Below are 19,671 nucleotides of genomic sequence, written 5' to 3'. Positions count from 1 at the left end.
GCAAAATGGAACATAAAAAAGCATTGACAATCTATCGAAAGATTAAATTAACTAACGATATTATCACAATTGTTATTAACTGTATTACATTGTTGCTGTTATGGAGGGAATGGTATCGAAATAAAACCTGAATTTAACCACAACAAAAGGCTGAAATAGTGGATATGGATACAATGAAAATAAACCTTTCAATTATTTCTGTCTGATATAAAAATGGAGAGGAAATAAACGATATTGTAAATTTTAGAGGAAATTGATATCAAAAAACCTCAACCAGAAAACTGGTTGAGGTTTTTTGATAATTGTTATATAGTTTCAATAAAGAAACAATGCTATTTTTTGCGTTTTCTCAAAGCGATTATCTCTGTACCAGCCAATGCTAACAATACAATGCCCGCAATTGGAGCAACATCTCCTGTAGCAGCAGCCTTTTCAATAATATTTGGGCTATTTTGTTTTTCCAAGCTTGCAACTGCCGCAATCAAATTTTCCACCTGGGTATCAACTACAGATTGGTTTTCTTTACTCAGGTTTTCATCTTGTAATACCGTTTTTGCCTCTTGGATTGCCGCATTAAGAACTGCAAGACTTTCAGGGGTATAACCGGAAGTATCCATGGTTTCCAATTGTGCTACCATGTTTTCCAGAATAGATTTATCTGCCTTATAACGCAGTTGTAACATAGCATTTAATAAGGTGTCTGTTGCGCTATTGACTTCGTCTTGTGTTGCATCTGGCTTTGCATAAATGTTTTGAGCTGTTTTCAGAGCTGGCACAAATACTTCCCATGTATTTGGTGTGAATTGATCCTGTTGATAGCTGTCACATTGTTGTAGCAAGTTTTCCAACTGGGATTTATCCACTGTTTCAGAAGGTTTTTCCTCCAATGCTTCAAAAGCAGACTTTAGTTCATTGTATGCTTTTTGAATTTCGGTGTCAAGGGCATTTTTGTCATCTAAAACAGTTTTGGCATTAGCTAATGCGGTTTTAAAGTTTTCTTTTGTTACGCCATCCAGATAATCATCTAAATTTGTATCTTTTACCTGGTCATACAATGCCTGCAATTCCGTTTTATCTCCTGCCTGAAAGCCTAATTTATGGATTTCTTTGATTAAATTGCTCCATGCTTCCACAACATCTTTTTGGGTTGCGGCAAGGTTATCATAGACATTTTGGGCGTTATCCAATGATTTTTGGAAAGATTGTTTTACAGCAGGAATTGCGTTTGCATATTCTTCTGTTTGCTGTAATCTTTTTGCCTCATCAATTACAGTTTTCAAAATCGTTTTGTCTGTTTGGGAGGAAGAAGATGTATTTTCATCAATAATAAATACAGATTTTACAGCATCAATATCCAGTTTAATCCGAGTAATACCGTTGTCCACAGTGTATTCAGGTGCGTATTTTGTTCCTGTATGTGGATCCCAAACCATTGGATTTTCAAACTCTTTGCGGATATTGACATAAGTGTTTACTGGATTATCGCTGGAATTCGCGAAATAGTAAATATCATTATTCTCTTTTACTTTGTGGATATAGGTCAAATCTCCGCCAGAAGTAGAAACAGGGTCAATTTCGACATCATAGTTTTCTACAACATTGTCCAATGCAGGTCCTAATGTTTTACGGAAATTAACACCGACAAACTGGCAACGTCCACCGTTTTCATTGCTGTTATCCGCTATTTTTTCTGGTTCTAATGCCAGGTTTTCACTATCATTGTTATATACTTCAAACTCCTGGATGGAAACACTATCGGAAACAATAGTATCCACATACAAACGGAGTTTTGTTGTGGTAACTGGCTCAAAATAATTGGTTTTGTGATCTCCAATAGAAGTTCCTTCTGCGCAGTTTACCCATTGGGAACCATCCCAGTACTGAATATGGTATTGAGTAACACGGTATGGAGCACTTTCGGTAATCACTGTTTTGTTTACTGTAGTAGGAGTGCCAAAATCAACTTCCAGCCATTGATCACCGCCAGAGAGGTCGCCGGCATTCCATCTGCTATCCAGGGAAGCAACACCATCAAACGCTTTTTCTGCTGCATAAGTAGGATTATTTTGGAAATAGGAAGATGCAGTGTAGGTTCTTGAGTGATTGCCATAGATAAAGTCTTCGTCTACACCAAACATGTATTTGATTGTGTCAACTACATCCTGGTTATGTCCTTTTTCAGACGACATATAAGGTAATTGAGTTGTTGCCACTACTTTGCCGCCGTTGTCGTAGAATTCCCGGATTTTTTTCAATGCTTCCCAACTGATGGTTTTACAACCGGGAATCACAATCACTTTGTAGTTTTCGTAGTTGACTTCATTATTCAGTTGAAAAGTATCGCCTTCTACGGTACATTTTTCCGCGATTACTTCTGGATGTAAATAGGTAAAATCACGGCGTAAGGTAGAAGAAAGATAATCTCCAACTTCCATGTAGTCCGCTTCTTCCGGGGTAACATTGCCGGTGTAAGGGTCGCCAATATCAAACTGGAAAGCGCCTTGCAGAGTATCGATTGGATAGAGAACCCCAATATCGGCTACATGACGTCCATTTTGCAGCAGTCCGCTGGTTCTGCCAATAAAATTGTTATAGTTGGCAAGTTCAGGACCGTACTGTTCGCTTCTCCAGGAAAGTTCTGGTGGATTTTGTACATTTTGGGTGTTGTTGTACCAGATTGCGTGAGGTACAACATAGTTAATTCCTTTTGCATATTGGTTCATGATGTCTTTATACATCACTGGGATGCCCATGCCTTCTCCCATGCCGCCGTAGGATTCGGTCATTACCAGGCCTTTATCCCAGTTGTTAGCGGAGGAGCTGACAATTTTATATGCTTTACGGGCACGGTCATAGCTGAATACTTCATCCACACCAGGTATATCCTGATATTTGAATACCTTCATCAGATCCCCGTCAGAAGTAACAGGGTTGACGTTTTCCTCTTGATCCATGTGGCCGGTCATTTTAATGCCATGTTCATGACACCAGTCAGTCATGGTTCCAATATAATTGGAAGCGAACAGTTCCGCACGGAATCCCATAAGTGCGTTTCTGGCATAGGAAGTATCTTCTCCGATATCATACCACAGAGCAGGGTAGAGGGTAATTGGATTATATCCATTTGCTTCCTCAAACATGGTATTGAATTCCCCAGTCCAGGTTCTGCCGGACGCACGGTAAAGTGGTGGTTCATCAAAGAAAGCAGAATCAATAACGGTTCCAAAATATTCAGAAAATTCCTGATAGTAGGCTTCATGAGTGATATCGACAAAGTGTTCTACAGCAGATTTGCTGAGATAGTCCACCAAATCATCCCCATCTTTTACAGTAGCAAAAGCCATCAGTTTCCAGTTCCCTTCTGGAACAGTATAGGTCACACGGTCTACCGATTCTTCCCCAGCGCTTGGGGGTGGGAGTTTTGTAGAGCCGTTGAATAGTTCTATTTCATAAATAGAGGCTAGTTTAGAATCATCATCTGTTCCGGTTAATCCAGCGCTGTGGATCATCAAACGGAACCTTTTCGCAGTGACTGGGGAATCAAATTGAATTTCTTTTTGTTCACCGATTGTGGTTCCGATGGAAATATCAATCCAGTTTTCACCGTCAAAATATTGGATTGCATAACTGTCAATTCTCCCTAAAGCCTCCCGGATTACGATACGGTCTACCGTGGTATCTTCCGCATAGCGGGCTTCCAGCCACTGGTCGGTGGTTTGACCTTTTCCGGCATTCCACCGAGTGGAATAGTCACCATCAAACGCTTTATCAGCAGTAAAAGTTTCCCCATTGATCGCAGGATGGTTAGAAGAACTATAAACACCTGGGGTATCCTCTGTAACATAGGAAACATGGTCGGAAATATCAATGATTTCCTTGGTATCCATATTCATTGCTACAGCGCCTAAATAGCTACGGTATTGTCCGGTTGGCAATGGTACAGAAGCTGTAGAGGGTCCGGTTACGTCTTTTTCGGTTTTGTCCAGGCGTTTTAGGGTGTCTTCTGGATATTGTTGTGCTAGCAATCCACCAGCACGTCCGCTTGGAAAACCGTTCTCATCATACAAACACATTTTCATACCAAGTTCTTCTGCTGTTTGCAGAGCATATTTGTATAACTCAAGATATTCGTCGCTCATATAGCCTTCCATCCAGTTTGGAAGGATTGCCACACCGGCATAACCGCTTTCCTCTTTGGATTTCACTAATGTTTCCCGAATTTCCTCTTTGCTCATGTTGGCAAGCTGGTCGTTCCAGAACCACAGAGGACGGGACTTGGTTTCAAAAGACGGATTTTGGAAAGATGACCATAACGCATCTGTGGAGGTTTTAGTCACTTCTGCCGCACTAACAGAACTCACCGCTACTGTTGCAGCCATTGTAACAGCAAGCAATGCGGATATTAATTTTTTCATGCTCTCTTTTTCTCCTTTACATCTAATTATTGATAGGTTATAAATACGATACGAATAAAGTATAGCAAGTTAAAATTATAAAATCTATCCTAAAATTATCCAAAAAATAAATTTGTTTTTCATCTATATTTCATGAGAAATACTTTTTGTAGTATCATCATTTGATTTATAAGAGAATAAATAGTTTGTAAGATGGTACACTTTAGTGTCTTGTAATAAATAATATGATATAATTAAGGAAAACAAATCAATTGTTGCTTGAATAGATTATAATATAAAAGCATTATATAGCATAACGCATTGACCAAGAAATCATAAAGGAGAATTGGATAATGAAATGGGCAAACCCTAAATTAAAACAAAAATTGGAGCATTGTTTTGATCCAATTCTACTGGAAAAACAAGCGGAACAGGAAGAAAAGACAATGTACCAACAGTTTGTGTTATTGGAATGGGCAGGAAAATCTCTGGAAAACGCGGATGTTACAGGATGTAAATTTTCAAATTGTCGGTTTCCCGGTGCCAATTGTGCCCATTCCAGCTTTGTTGATACAGTATTTATCAATTGCGATTTTTCCAATGTAGATTTTCAAGATTGTTATTTCCAGCGCTGTAGTTTTCTCCAATGCCGGATGGTAGGGGCGGATTTTTCTCAAAGCATGATAAAAATGGTATTGTTTCAGGAAAACAACATGGATTTTGTCAATTTTGATCATCTTCAGGCAACTGGAATGAGAATAGAAGAAACCAGTATGAAATCCAGCCATATTATCCAGAATAAATGGAAGCAAGTAGAGCTGAAACAGGTGGACTTTACTCAGGCGAATTTTTTGCATACCATGCTAAATGGAATGGATTTCCGGAAATGCCGCATAGACGGAATCTTAGTTTCTGGAAAAGAACTAAAAGGGGCAGTAGTAGACCGTTTCCAAGCATCCGAACTGGCGAGGTTATTAGGTATTATCATATTGGAAGAATAAAAAAGCAGCTGTTCTGATGGATCAGAACAGCTGCTTTTGGTTATGTTTTTTATGATGAAATCGTTGGTTCTACTATAGGTAACGATAACGTATATTTTCTTTGTATTCCTTTCTGGAGGAATTAAATGGAGAAAAATTCACATTATTATAGTTTCGTATTCCGGAAAAGTATTTTAAAGTCCACTATATATCCGGTAGAATAATATGATATCATTTTTGTCTTACACTGCTATGTGTAAATTTCATTAATTGAAAAAGTCACAATAAATAGATAGAATAAAAGCTAACAGGTAAGATTTTATTCATTTACTATAAAGTGGCTATTCTTTCATGAAAAAATAGCTTACACAATCATCATAGCATCACCAAAACTGAAAAACCGGTATTTTTCTTTTACGGCGGTTTGATATGCATTCATGATAGAGTCATATCCAGCAAACGCAGATACCAACATAATTAGGGTGCTTTCTGGCAAATGGAAATTGGTAATCAATCCGTCGATTACTTTAAACTGATACCCTGGATAAATGAAAATATCTGTGTATCCATCTTCCGCTACGATTTCACCATTATGTGCTGTGCCAACAGATTCTAATGTGCGGCAGCTGGTTGTTCCTACAGCGAAAACACGCTTACCATTTTGCTTGGTTTTCCGAATAAGTTCGGCAGTTTTTGGGGATATTTCATAATGTTCTGAGTGCATTTTGTGTTTGGTGACATCATCCACTTTGACAGGGCGGAAGGTTCCCAGCCCTACATGCAAGGTGACAGCAGCAATATTCACCCCTTTTTGACGAATTTTTTCCATCAATTCTTTGGTGAAATGCAGTCCGGCAGTAGGAGCGGCCGCCGAACCAACCTCATGGGAGTATACTGTCTGATACCGTTCCTGATCCTGCAATTTTTCGGTGATATAAGGAGGGAGGGGCATCTGCCCAATCTGATCTAAGATATGAAAAAAATTTCCTTCATAGTGGAATTTGACAATCCTGTTCCCATCCTCTAACACTTCCAGTACTTCCGCTTCCAATAGGTTATGGAAATTAAACCTGACGCCAGGTTTTGCTTTTTTGCCAGGTTTGCAGAGAATCTCCCAAACGTCCTGCTGCTTCTGTTCTAACAGCAAAAATTCTATTTTGGAACCTGTATCGACTTTTTCCCCATAAATGCGGGCGGGCAGTACGCGGGAGTCGTTTACAATTAGAGTATCCCCTTCGTTTAAATAATCAATGACATCATAAAAATGCTTGTGGGTGATTTCCCCGGTTTCACGGGAAAGCACTAGCATCCTAGAATGATCACGGGGTTCTATTGGGGTTTGGGCAATGAGTTCCTGAGGCAGATCAAAATAAAAATCACTGGTTTTCATAAACTTCCTCCAAAATATAATAAAATATTAATTGACATCTTTTACAAGAAATGATATGATAAAACTATAATTGAAAAACCGGATAGAGGTTGCGCGGTTCAAAAGTATGTTGTAACGAGATTTGGCCAGAATCGTTATTGAGTTTCAGCCGAAAGGGGAGAGCGCCGAAGCAGTTTAATTGGCCACTGAACTGCTGGTGGTACATTGAACAAATGTACTGCTGTCATCATGTATTATGGTGGAGAGCTATCGGCGTAATACGTCAATAATTTCTATTATATTGCATTTCTAGCCGGTTTTCAACCGGTTTTTTATATTTTACCAAGTAATAAATATTTTTGGAGGATTTGAAACATGAAAACATATAATGTAGGTATTATTGGTGCAACCGGTATGGTGGGCCAACGCTTTGCGACTTTATTAGAAAATCATCCTTGGTTCCATGTAGTGGCTTTAGCTGCTTCATCCAGAAGTGCTGGAAAAACCTATGAAGAAGCTGTCAGCGCAAAATGGGCTATGACAACTCCAATTCCAGCAGCTATGAAAGATATGATTATTATGGACGCAGAAAAAGACGTGGATAAAATCGCTGGTATGGTTGATTTTGTGTTCTGCGCTGTTGATATGAAAAAAGAAGAAATCCGCGCATTGGAAGAAAAATATGCAAAAGCGGAATGTCCAGTAGTATCCAACAACTCTGCCCACAGACACACCCCTGATGTTCCAATGGTGATTCCAGAGATCAATCCAGAACATCTGGATGTAATTGCTGCACAGAGGAACCGTCTGGGTACCAAACGTGGTTTTGTTGCTGTAAAATCCAACTGTTCTTTACAAAGTTATGTTCCACCACTGCATCCATTGATGAAATATGGTGTGACCAAAGCATTGGCTTGTACTTACCAGGCAATTTCCGGTGCAGGAAAGACATTCAAAACATGGCCTGAGATGGTGGATAATGTAATCCCATTTATTGGTGGGGAAGAAGAAAAATCCGAAGTAGAACCACTGAAAATCTGGGGTAAAGTAGAAGGGGACCGCATTGTGGATGCACGGACTCCAAATATCACAACGCAATGTCTCCGTGTGCCTGTACAGGATGGACACACCGCTGCTGTATTTGTAAGCTTTGAGAAAAAACCAACCATTGAGGAAATTAAACAGGATTGGGCTGAATTCAGTGGGGAACCACAAAAATTAAACCTGCCAAGTGCCCCAAAACAGTTTATCCATTATTTTGAGGAAGACAATCGCCCACAGGCAAAATTGGATCGCAATCTGGAAGGTGGCATGGCGGTTTCTGTTGGACGCCTGCGGGAAGACAAACAATATGATTATAAATTTGTTGGCTTATCCCACAACACCCTGCGTGGTGCAGCGGGGGGAGCTGTATTGTTAGCTGAATTATTAGCTGCCAAAGGCTATATGGATTAATTCGTCCATTACGATAAACGCATCCTGAATAGAATAGGAGTGGAAAATATGAAAAAAAGATTATTTACCGGAGCAGGTGTAGCGATTGTTACCCCTATGAATGCTGATGGTTCCTTAAACTATGACAAACTGGGACAGTTAATTGATGATCAGATTGCCCATGGTACTGATGCTATTATTATTTGTGGTACTACTGGTGAATCTCCAACATTAAACCACGAAGAACATGTTGGCGCAATTAAATTTGCTGTGGAACATACAAACAAACGTATTCCAGTAATTGCTGGCTCTGGTAGCAATGATACCGATTATGCGGTTGCTCTGTCCAAAGAAGCGGAACAATTGGGAGCAGATGGCTTGTTGGTTGTAACACCATATTATAATAAAACATCCCAAAGAGGATTAATTGTACATTACAATACCATTGCGGATAGTGTGAATATTCCATTGATTGTATACAATGTTCCATCTAGAACAGGAGTTACTGTTCAACCAGAAACGTTATATGAAATGTCCAAACATCCAAATATTGTTGCTGTAAAAGAAGCAAGCGGAAATATTGGTGCGGTTGCGAAAATCAAGGCACTATGCGGTGATAATCTGGATATTTATTCTGGCAACGATGATCAGATTGTACCAATCCTTTCTTTAGGTGGTGCAGGGGTTATCTCTGTATTATCCAATGTTATGCCACAGGAAACCCATGATATTTGCCAATTGTATTTTGATGGCAAGGTAAAAGAAAGTTGCGAACTGCAGTTGAACCTGTTGGATTTAATCAACGGCTTATTTATGGATGTAAATCCAATCCCAGTAAAAGAAGCGATGAATTTGATGGGAATGCAGGTTGGGGAATGCCGTCTGCCATTGTATAAAATGACGGATAGCCAGATTGAAAAATTAGCAGGGTTACTGAGAAAACACAATTTGATCAAATAAAAGGGCGGTTGTGAACGATGACAAATATTATCATAAGCGGAGCTTGTGGCCACATGGGTCGTGTGATTGCCGATGTTGTAGCGGGTAGGCAGGATTGTACCGTAGTGGCTGGTATTGATAAATTTATTGATAAATATGCGGATTTTGAAATTTATCCATCTGTTTCGGAATGTCCCGTAAAAGGGGATGTGATTATTGATTTTAGCAATCCTTCCTTATTGAATGACCTTTTAAGGTATGCAAAACAGAACCATACCCCAATTGTCATTGCGACAACTGGGTATACTCAAGAACAGATTGACCAAATTAAAGAGTCTGCAAAAGAAATTCCAGTATTCTTTACCTTTAATATGTCTTTGGGGATTAATTTACTGGTGGATTTGGCAAAGAAAGCGGTTGCTGTCTTGGGAGATCAGTTCGATATCGAAATTATCGAAAAACACCATAACCAAAAGGTAGACGCTCCAAGTGGTACTGCAATTATGTTGGCAAATGCGATTAACGAAGCATCTGGCAATCAATATGAGTATGTATATGACCGTCATGCAGTACGCCAAAAACGGGATAAAAAAGAAATTGGCATGCACGCTGTTCGTGGTGGCACCATTGTTGGGGAACACGAAGTGATGTTTGCTGGCAGGGATGAAATTATTACATTGTCTCATAGTGCCCGCTCCAAAGAAGTATTTGCGGTTGGCGCAGTAAATGCTGCAGTATTTCTGAAAGAACAGCCAGCAGGGCTGTACGATATGAGCCAATTAATTCAATAGTGATAAAAGGGATGCCATAAATTGAGGCATCCCTTTTTTGTATGGTGCTTTTCTTTCGGTGTGAAAAATACTAGCGGCGCAATCGATGTAAGCCTAGGAAGTATTATGTAAATCACAAATGGATTTCCATTTATTTGTTTAATGAATAGAAATACGGAATACCAATTATTATCCGTATAAGAGATAAACTGGTTAATGCTGTTGAAAGTGTAATTGTGCCAACAAAATCTTTTGATGAGGGATTTAAAAAAGAGTTTTAGTGGTAAGTATCAATATCTCAACTATAAAATAATACCAAATAGAGATGAAAGGAGTTATGATTCTGAAAATATATAGTTGATGACACAAAACAGGAAAATGGCTAAAGTAAAAAAATTATTTTTAGATAGCACATAATAGGCATATGTAAAGATAATATGGTGATAAACATTTTATAATTTTACAAAATTAGATGAATGCAAAAAAATAGGTTTTATGATTGTTCCGTAAAACCTATTGCATTAAAATATCAAAATTAATTTCAAATGAGTTTTTCTGTTTTTGAATGGTAATCAACTTGTTGTCATAAACAGAAGAAAACATAACATGGCTGGTATAGCTGGTTAACTGAGCTTTTTGGACATATTTAAAAATAGCCACTTCTGCCGCTAAAATATCTTTTTGATGACAGAGGGGTTTCACTGCGTCGTTCATGGTAGCATATAAATCCAAAGGAGAAAAATTCAACTCGGACACTTGGATTGTTCCCCGAATTTCAGAGATTTTTCCGGTGGGGTCTCCTGTTATCCGAAATTGTACTGCGCCTTCGGATAATTCATATTGAAGGATTTCCTGATTTGGGCTTTGCAGCTGTTCTGAAGCTACGGTATACGTATTGGGAGAACTATAAACAATCTGTCTCATATAATCGTAACTAACAGTTTGAATATTTCCTCTTCCAAACAACACCATTACTGCATTGATATTATAAACAACCGCAATGGTAATCGAAAGGATAATACCAATTATCAAAAACCATGCGATGAAATAACGAGGGGTATTTTTTGCGAACATTTTTTGATCTCCCAACAAAAACCCCCCTTTATCCTCTCGATTCGTTTTGGAAAGTAAACTAGATTACCATACATATTTTGCGGTTTATTTTGTGTTCTATGTAAAATAAAATTAATCCGCTTTATAATTTCCTAAAAATTTAAATCCAGTCAATTCCGAAGAAAGTTCGTTTAGTAGATGGATGGATTGTTCTTCCAATATATTTCCGGAAAAATCAAGATAGAATACCACATCGAAATTTTTATTACCAATTGGCTTAGATTCAATTTTGGTTAAATTAACGCCGTTAACCGCAAATTTTGTCAGCAGATTATACAAAGAACCAACTGCGTTAGAAATCGTCAAAGATGTGGCGATAGTATCGCATTCTGGGCGTGGATATAGCTTTTTGGAAATCACCATAAAACGGGTATAGTTTTCATCGTTGTTTTGAATATTCTGCTGTAGGATTTGCAAGCCATGGGTTTTGGCACTTTCCTGGGAACAAATTGCCGCAATTGGTAAATCGCTTTTCGCGACAAATTCAGCAGCAGCGGCAGTATTTGTGTAAGACTCCTGTGGTAAGTGGTGGAGCGCTAAAAACTGGCTGCATTGGCGCAACGCCTGGTTGTGGGAGTATACTTTTTGAATATCAGTGGCCTTAATTCCTGGACGTACAGCCAGGCAGTGGTCGATTTTTAGGGTAATGGTATGGTTGATATAAAAGTTATGATGTTTCATCAGCTCATATACTTCATCTACAGAGCCTGCATTGGAATTTTCCAGTGGTAAAATTCCAAAATCCACTTTTTTATTCTGTACTGCCTGGAAAACATCCTCAAATTGGTCAAACATAGTAATTGTGGCATTTGGGAATTTTTTTTGGCAAGCTAGATAAGAATAAGCCCCTACAACTCCCTGACATCCAACTGTGGGGTGTTCTGGCTGCTGATGGCCTGCCTGGATTTCTTCTAATAGCTTCAGGGTATCCAACGTGTAATCCAATACTTCTTTTTGCTGTAGGCATTTGCTGATATTCATCAGGGTAGAAAACAATACCTTAGCGCCTTCTGCGTTTTCGGGCGCAGCTTGGGAACTAATCCGCTGTATAATCTGATCTTCCCGGTCTTTATGGAAAATAGGGAGATTATTTTCTTTTTTATAGGCCGCTACCCCTTTTACAATTTCCATTCTTTGCTCAAATAATTGCAGTAAATTTTGGTCAATCTGGTCAATCTGGCAGCGTAATTCATCCAAATTCATGGTTCATTAGGTCCTTTCTAGAAATCTATTCTTAATATTTAATAAGAAATCAAAAATTTCATTTGATATTATTATAACGGAAAATAACTTCCTTTACAAGTATATGGAATAAAAACCAGCCATACTGTTCATACTTCTGCCAGGAGGTGGCATAATCAATGCGAAAAAAATTACATTATAGTTTGGAAAATCCCCTTGATATGGATTCCAGCATACGGTTAGAGAAGAAATTAAATGACATCAAAGGGGTAAGGGCGTTCGTAAACGGAGCAGCGGCAGAAGTAAATTTATCCATACCGAAACAATCTGATATGGAGGTGGGATTGGAACAGATTATTGATGATGAAGCAATGTTAAAATGCTTTCATGACCATGATTTATTCGATCCACAATATCAATTCTGGCAAATTTATGATGTTGCCACAATACCAGATTTGGATTTGGAATTTTTTGTGTCCCGTATGGGAGGGCTATTGAAAAGATCAAAACTTCCTTCTTATAAAGTGGTAGAATCCTTGGCAAAGCAGAACAAGATCAAGCTTTCCCATGTCAAGGGATTAGAGTGGGAAGAGCAGGCAATTAGTGGGAAAATACAGGGAAAGCGTGTTTCCTGTGGCACGGGGGAATATTTTCACCTTCCAAGGGCAACGTTTTCCCAACCAAAACTCTATTTTGCATGCGAAGATAATGTTTTGGGATATATCGAGTTTACAGCAGATAAACGGATATAATAAAATACCATGAATATTTCGCCTATAATAAGAATCTCCTGTTATAGTTTTACCCTATAACAGGAGATTTTTTACAATCCCATTTCTAAAAGGAACAGGAATTTATTGTTTTGTATGGTTCGTTACCTTATAACTTAAGGTCATTAAACTGTCACTAAGATGTACATTTTCCGCCACCACATTTGGGTAATCCATCATAATATCATAGTGGCTAAAATTCCAAAAGCCTTGGATTCCTAATTCAACCAGTTTTTCTACAATCGCATGGGCACTTGTCTTGGGCACACAGAGGATAGCGACAGTAGGGGAGTTTTGTTTGCAAAATTCACCCATTTCTTTTACATCTATTATGGTTTGATTCGCAATTTTAGTGCCAATCAGATTGGGGTCACGGTCAAATACCCCAATTAATTCAAATCCTTTCCCTTTAAAACTGGAATAGGAAATAATAGCACGACCCAAGTTACCAGCACCGATTAAGATTGTTTTTTGTTGGCTTTGTAAGCCAAGAATCTTGGAAATCTCTTCGTGGAGATGTGGCACATTATAGCCATACCCCTGTTGGCCGAATCCACCAAAACAGTTTAAATCCTGCCTAATTTGGGATGCGGTCAACCCCATTAAATTGGATAATTCACGGGAGGAAACCCTTTCAACACCGGTACGGAGCAGTTCACCAAGAAATCGATAGTACCTTGGCAGACGGCGGATCACCGACATAGATACTTCGTTGTTTTTTGGCATGGTCTTTACCTACCTTTTTATTAGAGTTTTGTTGTGGTTTCCATGACATAGTTTCCGAATTCTTCTGTGGTAGCCCCATCAGAATGACCGGTTACTTTGAGTTTCTTTTCTTCATACATGCAGATATCCAAAGCACGTTCCAAGCGGTCTGCTTCTGCCTGGTAACCAATGTGAGACAACAGCAGTACGGTTGCACGCAGCATAGAGCATGGATCTGCGTATTTGTCACGGCCTTCATTTACCATACGTGGTGCGGAACCGTGGATTGCTTCAAACATTGCATATTGTTTTCCCAAGTTTGCGCTGCCAGCAGTACCTACGCCACCTTGGAATTCAGCAGCTTCGTCAGTGATGATATCGCCATACAGGTTAGGCAAAATGAATACACGGAAATCTGTTCTTCTTTTTTTATCGATCAATTTTGCAGTCATGATATCTATATACCAGTCATCTGTTGTGATTTCTGGGTATTCTTTAGCAACTTCTTTACAATCTCGCAGGAAATTACCATCTGTTGTTTTGATAACATTTGCTTTTGTAACAATGGAAACACGGTTTTTACCGTTCTTTTTCGCGTAATCATATGCCAAACGGGCAATGCGGTCGGTACCCTGTTTAGTGGTAACGGTGAAGTCGATTCCCAAATCTTCGTCTACATTGACACCGCAGGAACCCAAAGTGTAAGCGCCTTCTGTATTTTCCCGGAAGAAAGTCCAGTCAATCCCTTCTTCTGGCACTTTTACTGGACGAACATTCGCAAACAGATCCAGTTCTTTTCTCATTGCAACGTTGGCGCTTTCGATGTTTGGCCATGGGTCGCCAGCACGAGGGGTAGTAGTAGGCCCTTTTAGGATAACATGGCAGGATTTCAGTTCAGCCAGTACATCGTCTGGGATAGCTTTGCCGCAAGCAACACGATTTTCGATGGTTAAACCATCAATTACTTTAAATTCAATTTTACCTGCCGCAACAGCATCTTTTAATAAGTATTCCAAAACTCTTTGCGCTTCATGGGTGATAACTGGGCCGATTCCGTCACCGCCGCATACACCAATAATAATTTTGTCTAATTTTTGGTAGTCTACAAAATCTTTTTGCGCTTTCATGCGTTCAATACGTTCCAGCTGAGATTTGACTACTTTTGCAAATTGTTCTACTGCAATATCCACTTTGCTCATGTTTTTGTCTCCCTTAATTTAATAATATCTTATACTTCTAGAATATAGCATATTGTTTAACAAATATTATAGCATATTGTTAAGATTATATCAATAGTTAGGATCGAATTCCGGTTGTTTTTATCAATTATAAACCCAAAATATAGAAGATAAAAATTTTTGATCCATGGAAATTATCTTGAAGTAGTTTAATCGGTTCGTTTTTCTGTTATAGTTCTTATTTTTTAATCAAAAATAGGATAAACATGTTCGCTGTATACGATTGGTATAATAAAATTATGTGAATTTTATTGATTCTCCCTGTTTTTTTCAGGATTGCAACTGGGTTGAATGTTGTGTCTGATTTATAGTATCACAAATTCTATCCCTGTAAGCAGAAGAATAGCCTTATCTATCGAACTGAGTATAATGTGTTCTACAATCCGTTTTTTGTGAATAAACTGCTATTTCAAAATCAACGGCTGTTTTGGGTCTGTATTGAAACAATATTTTGATGTTACAATTCATCATTTGTGGATTAGCAATACAATATTCCTATAATAAATTTCAGAACTACTTTATATCCACTTTTGGTAGAACTAGAGGTTTTCTATGAGAAACTCCTATAACAAAAAGCAGGCTACTACGGATAGTAACCTGCTTGTCATTATTTTAAAAATCCTTCAATGATGCGTTGGGTTGCCTGTTCTTCTGTTAAGCCCAAAGTGCAAAGCTTCAAAATTTGTTCCCCAGCGATTTTACCAATAGCCGCCTCGTGGATAAGTTCAGCGTCCACATGGTAGGCATCCAGCATGGGGGCAGCGCTTACTGTTCCTTGGTCCACTAAAATAGCATCACACTCAGAATGGCCCATACAACGGTTTTTTCCACTGATGCGGGAATAGAATTCCTGATGAGAGTGACCTTTTGCCACCGATCGAGAAATTAAGTCAACTCCAGAATCCTCCCCATTTAAATCCACTTTGAAGTCAGTTTTTGCTGTTTCGTTTCCATCGGTCATAATACGTTCCCGAACCAGTAATTTAGCTCCGGCAGCCAATGTCCCTGATGTGGTCCTGATGGTGGAATCTACCCCGCTTAATTGTACTGTGTCCATTTCTAAGCTGGCGTTTTCCCCTAAAGTGATTTCTGTGACAGGGTCAATCCTTCTGATGCCTTTTCCATTTCCAGTACCAATATGTTTTTCTTTGTAAAGCACATGGGCACCTTTGGATAAGAAAAAGCGGTGAATTCCGTTATGACGAGCGTCGTCTCCATCTGTATGAACACCACAACCTGCGATAATAGTGACATCCGCATCCTCGCCAATGTAAAAATCATTGTAAACCAGGTCGTCAATACCGCCTTGAGTCACACAAGCGGGAATTGAAACGGTTTCTCCTTTGGTGCCAGGCATTACACGTATCACCAGACCTGGTTTGTCCTGCTTGGTTTCTATTTTAATATTCTTGGTGGATTGTCTACCAGCACATTGTCCATTTTCACGGATGTTAAATGCTCCAACAAATTTTCCTTGAAAATCAGAAACAACTTTTAAAAATTCTTCTGTGATATGGTTCATACCTGTGCCTCCTCTTTGTGGAATGGGCAACGTGTTACTTTTTCATCCTGTAACAACGTTGGCAAAATCACTCGTTTTGGCCCTGCATCTCGTACTTTGCCATCTGCTACTACAATAATTTCATCTGCAATTTGCAAAATTCTTTCCTGATGGGAGATAATCATTAAGGTTCCAGAATGCTGTAAGCGCAGCTCTTGGAACGTTTCTACTAATCGGCTAAAACTCCAGAGGTCAATCCCTGCCTCCGGTTCATCAAAAATGGAAAGTTTTGCGTTTCTCGCTAGTACAGAAGCAATTTCAATCCTTTTAATTTCACCGCCAGATAAGCTGTCATTGAGTTCACGGTCAATATATTCATTCATACATAGTCCAACGTGACCTAAAAGATCGCATAGCTGGGCATCATCCAGTTTTTTTCCCGCAGCTAACTCCAACATGTCCCGTACGGTCAATCCTTTAAAACGCACTGGTTGCTGGAACGCGTAAGCAATCCCTAGGCGGGCGCGGTCCGTGATATCCATATGAGTGATATCTTGGCCATCGAATAGGATTGTCCCGGAAGAGGGCTGTTCAATTCCCGCAATCAATTTTGCTGTGGTTGTTTTTCCACCACCATTTGGTCCGGTAATAACAACTAGTTTATGATCCCGAACGGTAAAGTTCACGTCTTTGATAATTTCTTCCCCGTCTGGGAGTTCCCAAGCAATATGTTTTAACTGAAGCATAGTAATCCCTTTCTATTTGAGTACATAGCAACTTAACTTATTGTGTAGTGATTTTTAAAATGGGCTGGCCATAGAAATCAGGCTATTCCATTACATGTTCCATGCCTTGGTGGATGACACGGCATACATGGTCGTCTGCCAGAGAATAAAAAATCATTTTACCCTCCCGGCGGTATTTTACCAGCCGGTTGTTTTTTAAAATTCTCAGTTGATGGGAAACTGTAGTTTGGGAAAATCCCAACAGTTGGGCTAAATCCCCTACACAGAGCTCTGATTCCACCAATGCGCATAGTATTTTAATGCGGGTAGAATCACCGAATACTTTAAATAGCTCTGCCAGATCGCACAAAACCTGCTCGTTTGGCAAAGCTTTTTCCATCTGTTTTGCAGCCGCTGGGTGGAGGCGTAAATATTCGTTCGTTTCTGTTGTAGCTTTTGTTGGCATCAATAACCCGCCTTTCATATGATCAACTATTCATATGTTAAAATGAAATGTTTGATTTGTCAAGAGATAAATTATTTCGAACTTGCTAAATATGTCCAGTCCTGGTCCACAAATTCCTCTAAACAGCCATATTCCCGCATAGAAAGAGCATCTAAATTTTTTCCTACAATAATGTGGTCAATTAAATAGATATTTAATGCAGATAAAGCTTTTTTCAATTCAATTGTAGAAATTTGGTCAGATGCGGAAGGGTTGGCTAATCCAAATGGATGATTGTGGGCAAGTATTATGTTTTTAGCATTATAACGAAAAGAAAATTTTACAATTTCTTCTATGGGTAAGGAAACAGAATCGGAAAATCCTTCTGCAAGCTTTGTACAGCTTACCATATGATTGGTATTATCCAAACAGACAGCATATAAGACTTCCTGTTTTAAACCAATAAATTTAGGTTTAAAAAATTCCATTAATTTTTGTGGAGTATCATATTTTTGATGGGGCTCCGCCTTATCTTCCAAATAAGCCCTTGCTAAATCTGGTATGAGATGAAGCAGGATAGCCGCATGTTCCCCAATGCCATCCACTTCCATTAATTCCTCCAAAGAGGCATCTAACACAGCAGAAAAAGAACCAAACTGGTTCATTAGTTGATGTGCGATTTCATTGGTATCTTTTTGAGGGATCGCAAAAAATAGTAAAAATTCTAAAATGTTATGGCCTGTAAACGCATCTAAACCTAGGCTGAGATACCGAGCCTTAACCCGTTTACGATGATCTTTATGTAAATTGTTTGCCATACCGTTCAACTCCATTGATTGATAAAAACACGACTAGTGGTTTTGTTCTATTATACAATAGATTGGAATAAAATGCTAGAATATATCAATTCAAAACAAAATTTTATCTCTTTCGTCGTTTCTTTACTATCTATTTGTTCTCATTTCTGCTATAATAAAATAGAATTTTATCCGCTTGTAACTCCATAAATATTATTTTGAAATCTTACAATATAAAAAAACAATGCGGATATTATACGATCTATTATGGAGGAACATTATGAAAGAATATACCATTGGTTCCAATGACGCTGGGCAAAGGGTGGATAAATTTATTTTAAAAGTAGCAAAACAGCTACCAAAGTCTATGCTATATAAGATGATCCGGAAAAAGCGGATCAAACGAAATGGAAAACGTTGTGATGCTGCCGACCAGTTAGTGGAGGGAGATTTGCTGCAACTGTATATCAATGATGAATTTTTTGGAGAACAAAAGGAATCTGTTATTTTTAATCCGCTGCGGCGGGAATTTGATATTGTTTATGAAGACCAGAATATTTTGCTGGTCAACAAGCCTATTGGGCTTCGGGTACATGGAGACCAAGGGGAAACTGAAAATACTTTGGTACACCAAGTACAACAATATCTGATTGAAAAAGGGGATTATTGCCCTGAACAGGAACAAAGCTTTTCTCCCGCATTGTGCAACCGTTTGGACAGGAATACCCAGGGGATTGTCATTGCCGCCAAAAATGCGGCATCCTTGCGGATGTTAAACCAGAAAATCCAAGAACGCCAAATTCAAAAATATTATCTTTGTATGGTAACAGGAGTTCCAAAACCAGAACACCAACTACTGGTTGGCTATTGGAAGAAAAACCAAAAAAATAATCTGGTAACAATCTCCCCTCAACCTGTTCCGGATGGAAAAAAAGTGATAACAGAATATACAGTACAAAAACAAAATGGGGAATATAGCCTGCTGGAGATTCAGCTCCATACAGGGCGGTCTCATCAAATCCGGGCACATATGGCATCGATTGGGCATCCTTTGGTAGGGGATGTAAAATACGGCGGGGAAAAACAAAAGGGATACCAATGTCTTTGTGCCTATAAATTAAAATTTCAGTTTGATACCGACGCAGGAATATTAAACTACTTAAACCAGCAGGAATTTTCCTTGAAACAAGTCTGGTTTAAAGACCAATTATCATAATTTTTATAAATTATTGAACAAAAAGTCTTGCGATTTTTGCCAGATATGGTATCATATTTGGTGTAATATGATTTGGAATGGAACAAAACCTCA

General features: G+C 38.8%; 17 protein-coding genes and 1 riboswitch. Of the genes, 7 read left to right on the top strand and 10 right to left on the bottom strand.

Annotated features, from left to right (window positions below; translation table 11 throughout):
- Positions 1 to 5: 5 nt before the first annotated feature.
- Positions 6 to 131 carry a hypothetical protein gene (locus H8Z77_RS11585; RefSeq protein WP_268873775.1) on the top strand — a complete coding sequence of 42 codons (126 nt, stop codon included), beginning with the start codon at positions 6 to 8 and terminating at the stop codon, positions 129 to 131.
- 201 nt (positions 132 to 332) lie between these two features.
- Here H8Z77_RS11585 and H8Z77_RS05225 read toward each other — a convergent pair whose 3' ends face one another.
- Entirely contained in the window at positions 333 to 4,415 is a 4,083-nt protein-coding gene (locus tag H8Z77_RS05225) for a glycosyl hydrolase (protein ID WP_186996383.1), read from the bottom strand.
- A gap of 332 nt (positions 4,416 to 4,747) precedes the next feature.
- Here H8Z77_RS05225 and H8Z77_RS05220 point away from each other — a divergent pair, with 332 nt between their 5' ends.
- On the top strand, positions 4,748 to 5,395 hold the full coding sequence (locus tag H8Z77_RS05220; protein WP_186996382.1) for a pentapeptide repeat-containing protein: 648 nt from the start codon (positions 4,748 to 4,750) through the stop codon (positions 5,393 to 5,395).
- Between the two features lie 343 nt (positions 5,396 to 5,738).
- Here H8Z77_RS05220 and queA read toward each other — a convergent pair whose 3' ends face one another.
- Entirely contained in the window at positions 5,739 to 6,764 is a 1,026-nt protein-coding gene (gene queA, locus H8Z77_RS05215; protein ID WP_186996381.1) for a tRNA preQ1(34) S-adenosylmethionine ribosyltransferase-isomerase QueA, read from the bottom strand.
- Between the two features lie 75 nt (positions 6,765 to 6,839).
- Positions 6,840 to 7,021: riboswitch (Lysine riboswitch) on the top strand.
- A 97-nt stretch (positions 7,022 to 7,118) separates the two neighbouring features.
- Between queA and asd the strand changes: the two genes are divergently transcribed.
- Genes asd through dapB form a run of 3 tightly spaced genes read left to right on the top strand, consistent with a single transcriptional unit; the run spans position 7,119 to position 9,907 of the window.
- Complete coding sequence (gene asd / locus H8Z77_RS05210; RefSeq protein ID WP_186996380.1) at positions 7,119 to 8,198, top strand: aspartate-semialdehyde dehydrogenase; 1,080 nt, start codon at positions 7,119 to 7,121, stop codon at positions 8,196 to 8,198.
- A gap of 48 nt (positions 8,199 to 8,246) precedes the next feature.
- The gene (dapA, locus tag H8Z77_RS05205; protein ID WP_186996379.1) at positions 8,247 to 9,137 is read left to right on the top strand and encodes a 4-hydroxy-tetrahydrodipicolinate synthase; all 891 of its coding nucleotides are present in this window, start codon (positions 8,247 to 8,249) and stop codon (positions 9,135 to 9,137) included.
- A gap of 17 nt (positions 9,138 to 9,154) precedes the next feature.
- Positions 9,155 to 9,907 carry a 4-hydroxy-tetrahydrodipicolinate reductase gene (gene dapB, locus H8Z77_RS05200; protein WP_186996378.1) on the top strand — a complete coding sequence of 251 codons (753 nt, stop codon included), beginning with the start codon at positions 9,155 to 9,157 and terminating at the stop codon, positions 9,905 to 9,907.
- A 492-nt stretch (positions 9,908 to 10,399) separates the two neighbouring features.
- Here dapB and H8Z77_RS05195 read toward each other — a convergent pair whose 3' ends face one another.
- A complete protein-coding gene (locus H8Z77_RS05195; protein ID WP_069989113.1) occupies positions 10,400 to 10,975 on the bottom strand; it encodes a hypothetical protein in 576 nt (191 codons plus the stop codon).
- 96 nt (positions 10,976 to 11,071) lie between these two features.
- On the bottom strand, positions 11,072 to 12,202 hold the full coding sequence (locus tag H8Z77_RS05190; protein ID WP_186996377.1) for a chorismate mutase: 1,131 nt from the start codon (positions 12,200 to 12,202) through the stop codon (positions 11,072 to 11,074).
- 158 nt (positions 12,203 to 12,360) lie between these two features.
- On the opposite strand from H8Z77_RS05190, the gene H8Z77_RS05185 reads away from it, so the two are divergent.
- Positions 12,361 to 12,933, top strand: coding sequence for a hypothetical protein (locus H8Z77_RS05185; protein WP_069989111.1), 573 nt, complete (start codon positions 12,361 to 12,363; stop codon positions 12,931 to 12,933).
- Between the two features lie 102 nt (positions 12,934 to 13,035).
- Here H8Z77_RS05185 and H8Z77_RS05180 read toward each other — a convergent pair whose 3' ends face one another.
- From H8Z77_RS05180 to H8Z77_RS05155, 6 genes are all read right to left on the bottom strand, one after another.
- Complete coding sequence (locus H8Z77_RS05180; RefSeq protein WP_069989110.1) at positions 13,036 to 13,677, bottom strand: redox-sensing transcriptional repressor Rex; 642 nt, start codon at positions 13,675 to 13,677, stop codon at positions 13,036 to 13,038.
- A 20-nt stretch (positions 13,678 to 13,697) separates the two neighbouring features.
- Positions 13,698 to 14,855 carry an isocitrate/isopropylmalate family dehydrogenase gene (locus tag H8Z77_RS05175; RefSeq protein WP_069989109.1) on the bottom strand — a complete coding sequence of 386 codons (1,158 nt, stop codon included), beginning with the start codon at positions 14,853 to 14,855 and terminating at the stop codon, positions 13,698 to 13,700.
- Between the two features lie 646 nt (positions 14,856 to 15,501).
- Complete coding sequence (locus H8Z77_RS05170) at positions 15,502 to 16,416, bottom strand: SufB/SufD family protein (protein ID WP_069989108.1); 915 nt, start codon at positions 16,414 to 16,416, stop codon at positions 15,502 to 15,504.
- Positions 16,413 to 17,141: an ABC transporter ATP-binding protein gene (locus H8Z77_RS05165; protein WP_069989107.1), complete on the bottom strand. Its 729-nt coding sequence runs from the start codon at positions 17,139 to 17,141 to the stop codon at positions 16,413 to 16,415. Before H8Z77_RS05165 ends, H8Z77_RS05170 begins: the two co-directional genes overlap by 4 nt.
- A gap of 82 nt (positions 17,142 to 17,223) precedes the next feature.
- Positions 17,224 to 17,586, bottom strand: coding sequence for an ArsR/SmtB family transcription factor (locus tag H8Z77_RS05160; RefSeq protein ID WP_069989106.1), 363 nt, complete (start codon positions 17,584 to 17,586; stop codon positions 17,224 to 17,226).
- A 71-nt stretch (positions 17,587 to 17,657) separates the two neighbouring features.
- Positions 17,658 to 18,383 carry a JAB domain-containing protein gene (locus H8Z77_RS05155; RefSeq protein ID WP_186996376.1) on the bottom strand — a complete coding sequence of 242 codons (726 nt, stop codon included), beginning with the start codon at positions 18,381 to 18,383 and terminating at the stop codon, positions 17,658 to 17,660.
- 259 nt (positions 18,384 to 18,642) lie between these two features.
- On the opposite strand from H8Z77_RS05155, the gene H8Z77_RS05150 reads away from it, so the two are divergent.
- Complete coding sequence (locus H8Z77_RS05150) at positions 18,643 to 19,578, top strand: RluA family pseudouridine synthase (protein ID WP_186996375.1); 936 nt, start codon at positions 18,643 to 18,645, stop codon at positions 19,576 to 19,578.
- Positions 19,579 to 19,671 lie beyond the last annotated feature (93 nt).

It is taken from the genome of Clostridium facile (assembly GCF_014297275.1).
GTDB classification, from domain to species: Bacteria; Bacillota; Clostridia; order Oscillospirales; family Ruminococcaceae; genus Massilioclostridium; species Massilioclostridium facile.
Note: the sequence above shows the minus strand (reverse complement) of the source record. Positions and strands in the feature narration are given on the sequence as shown.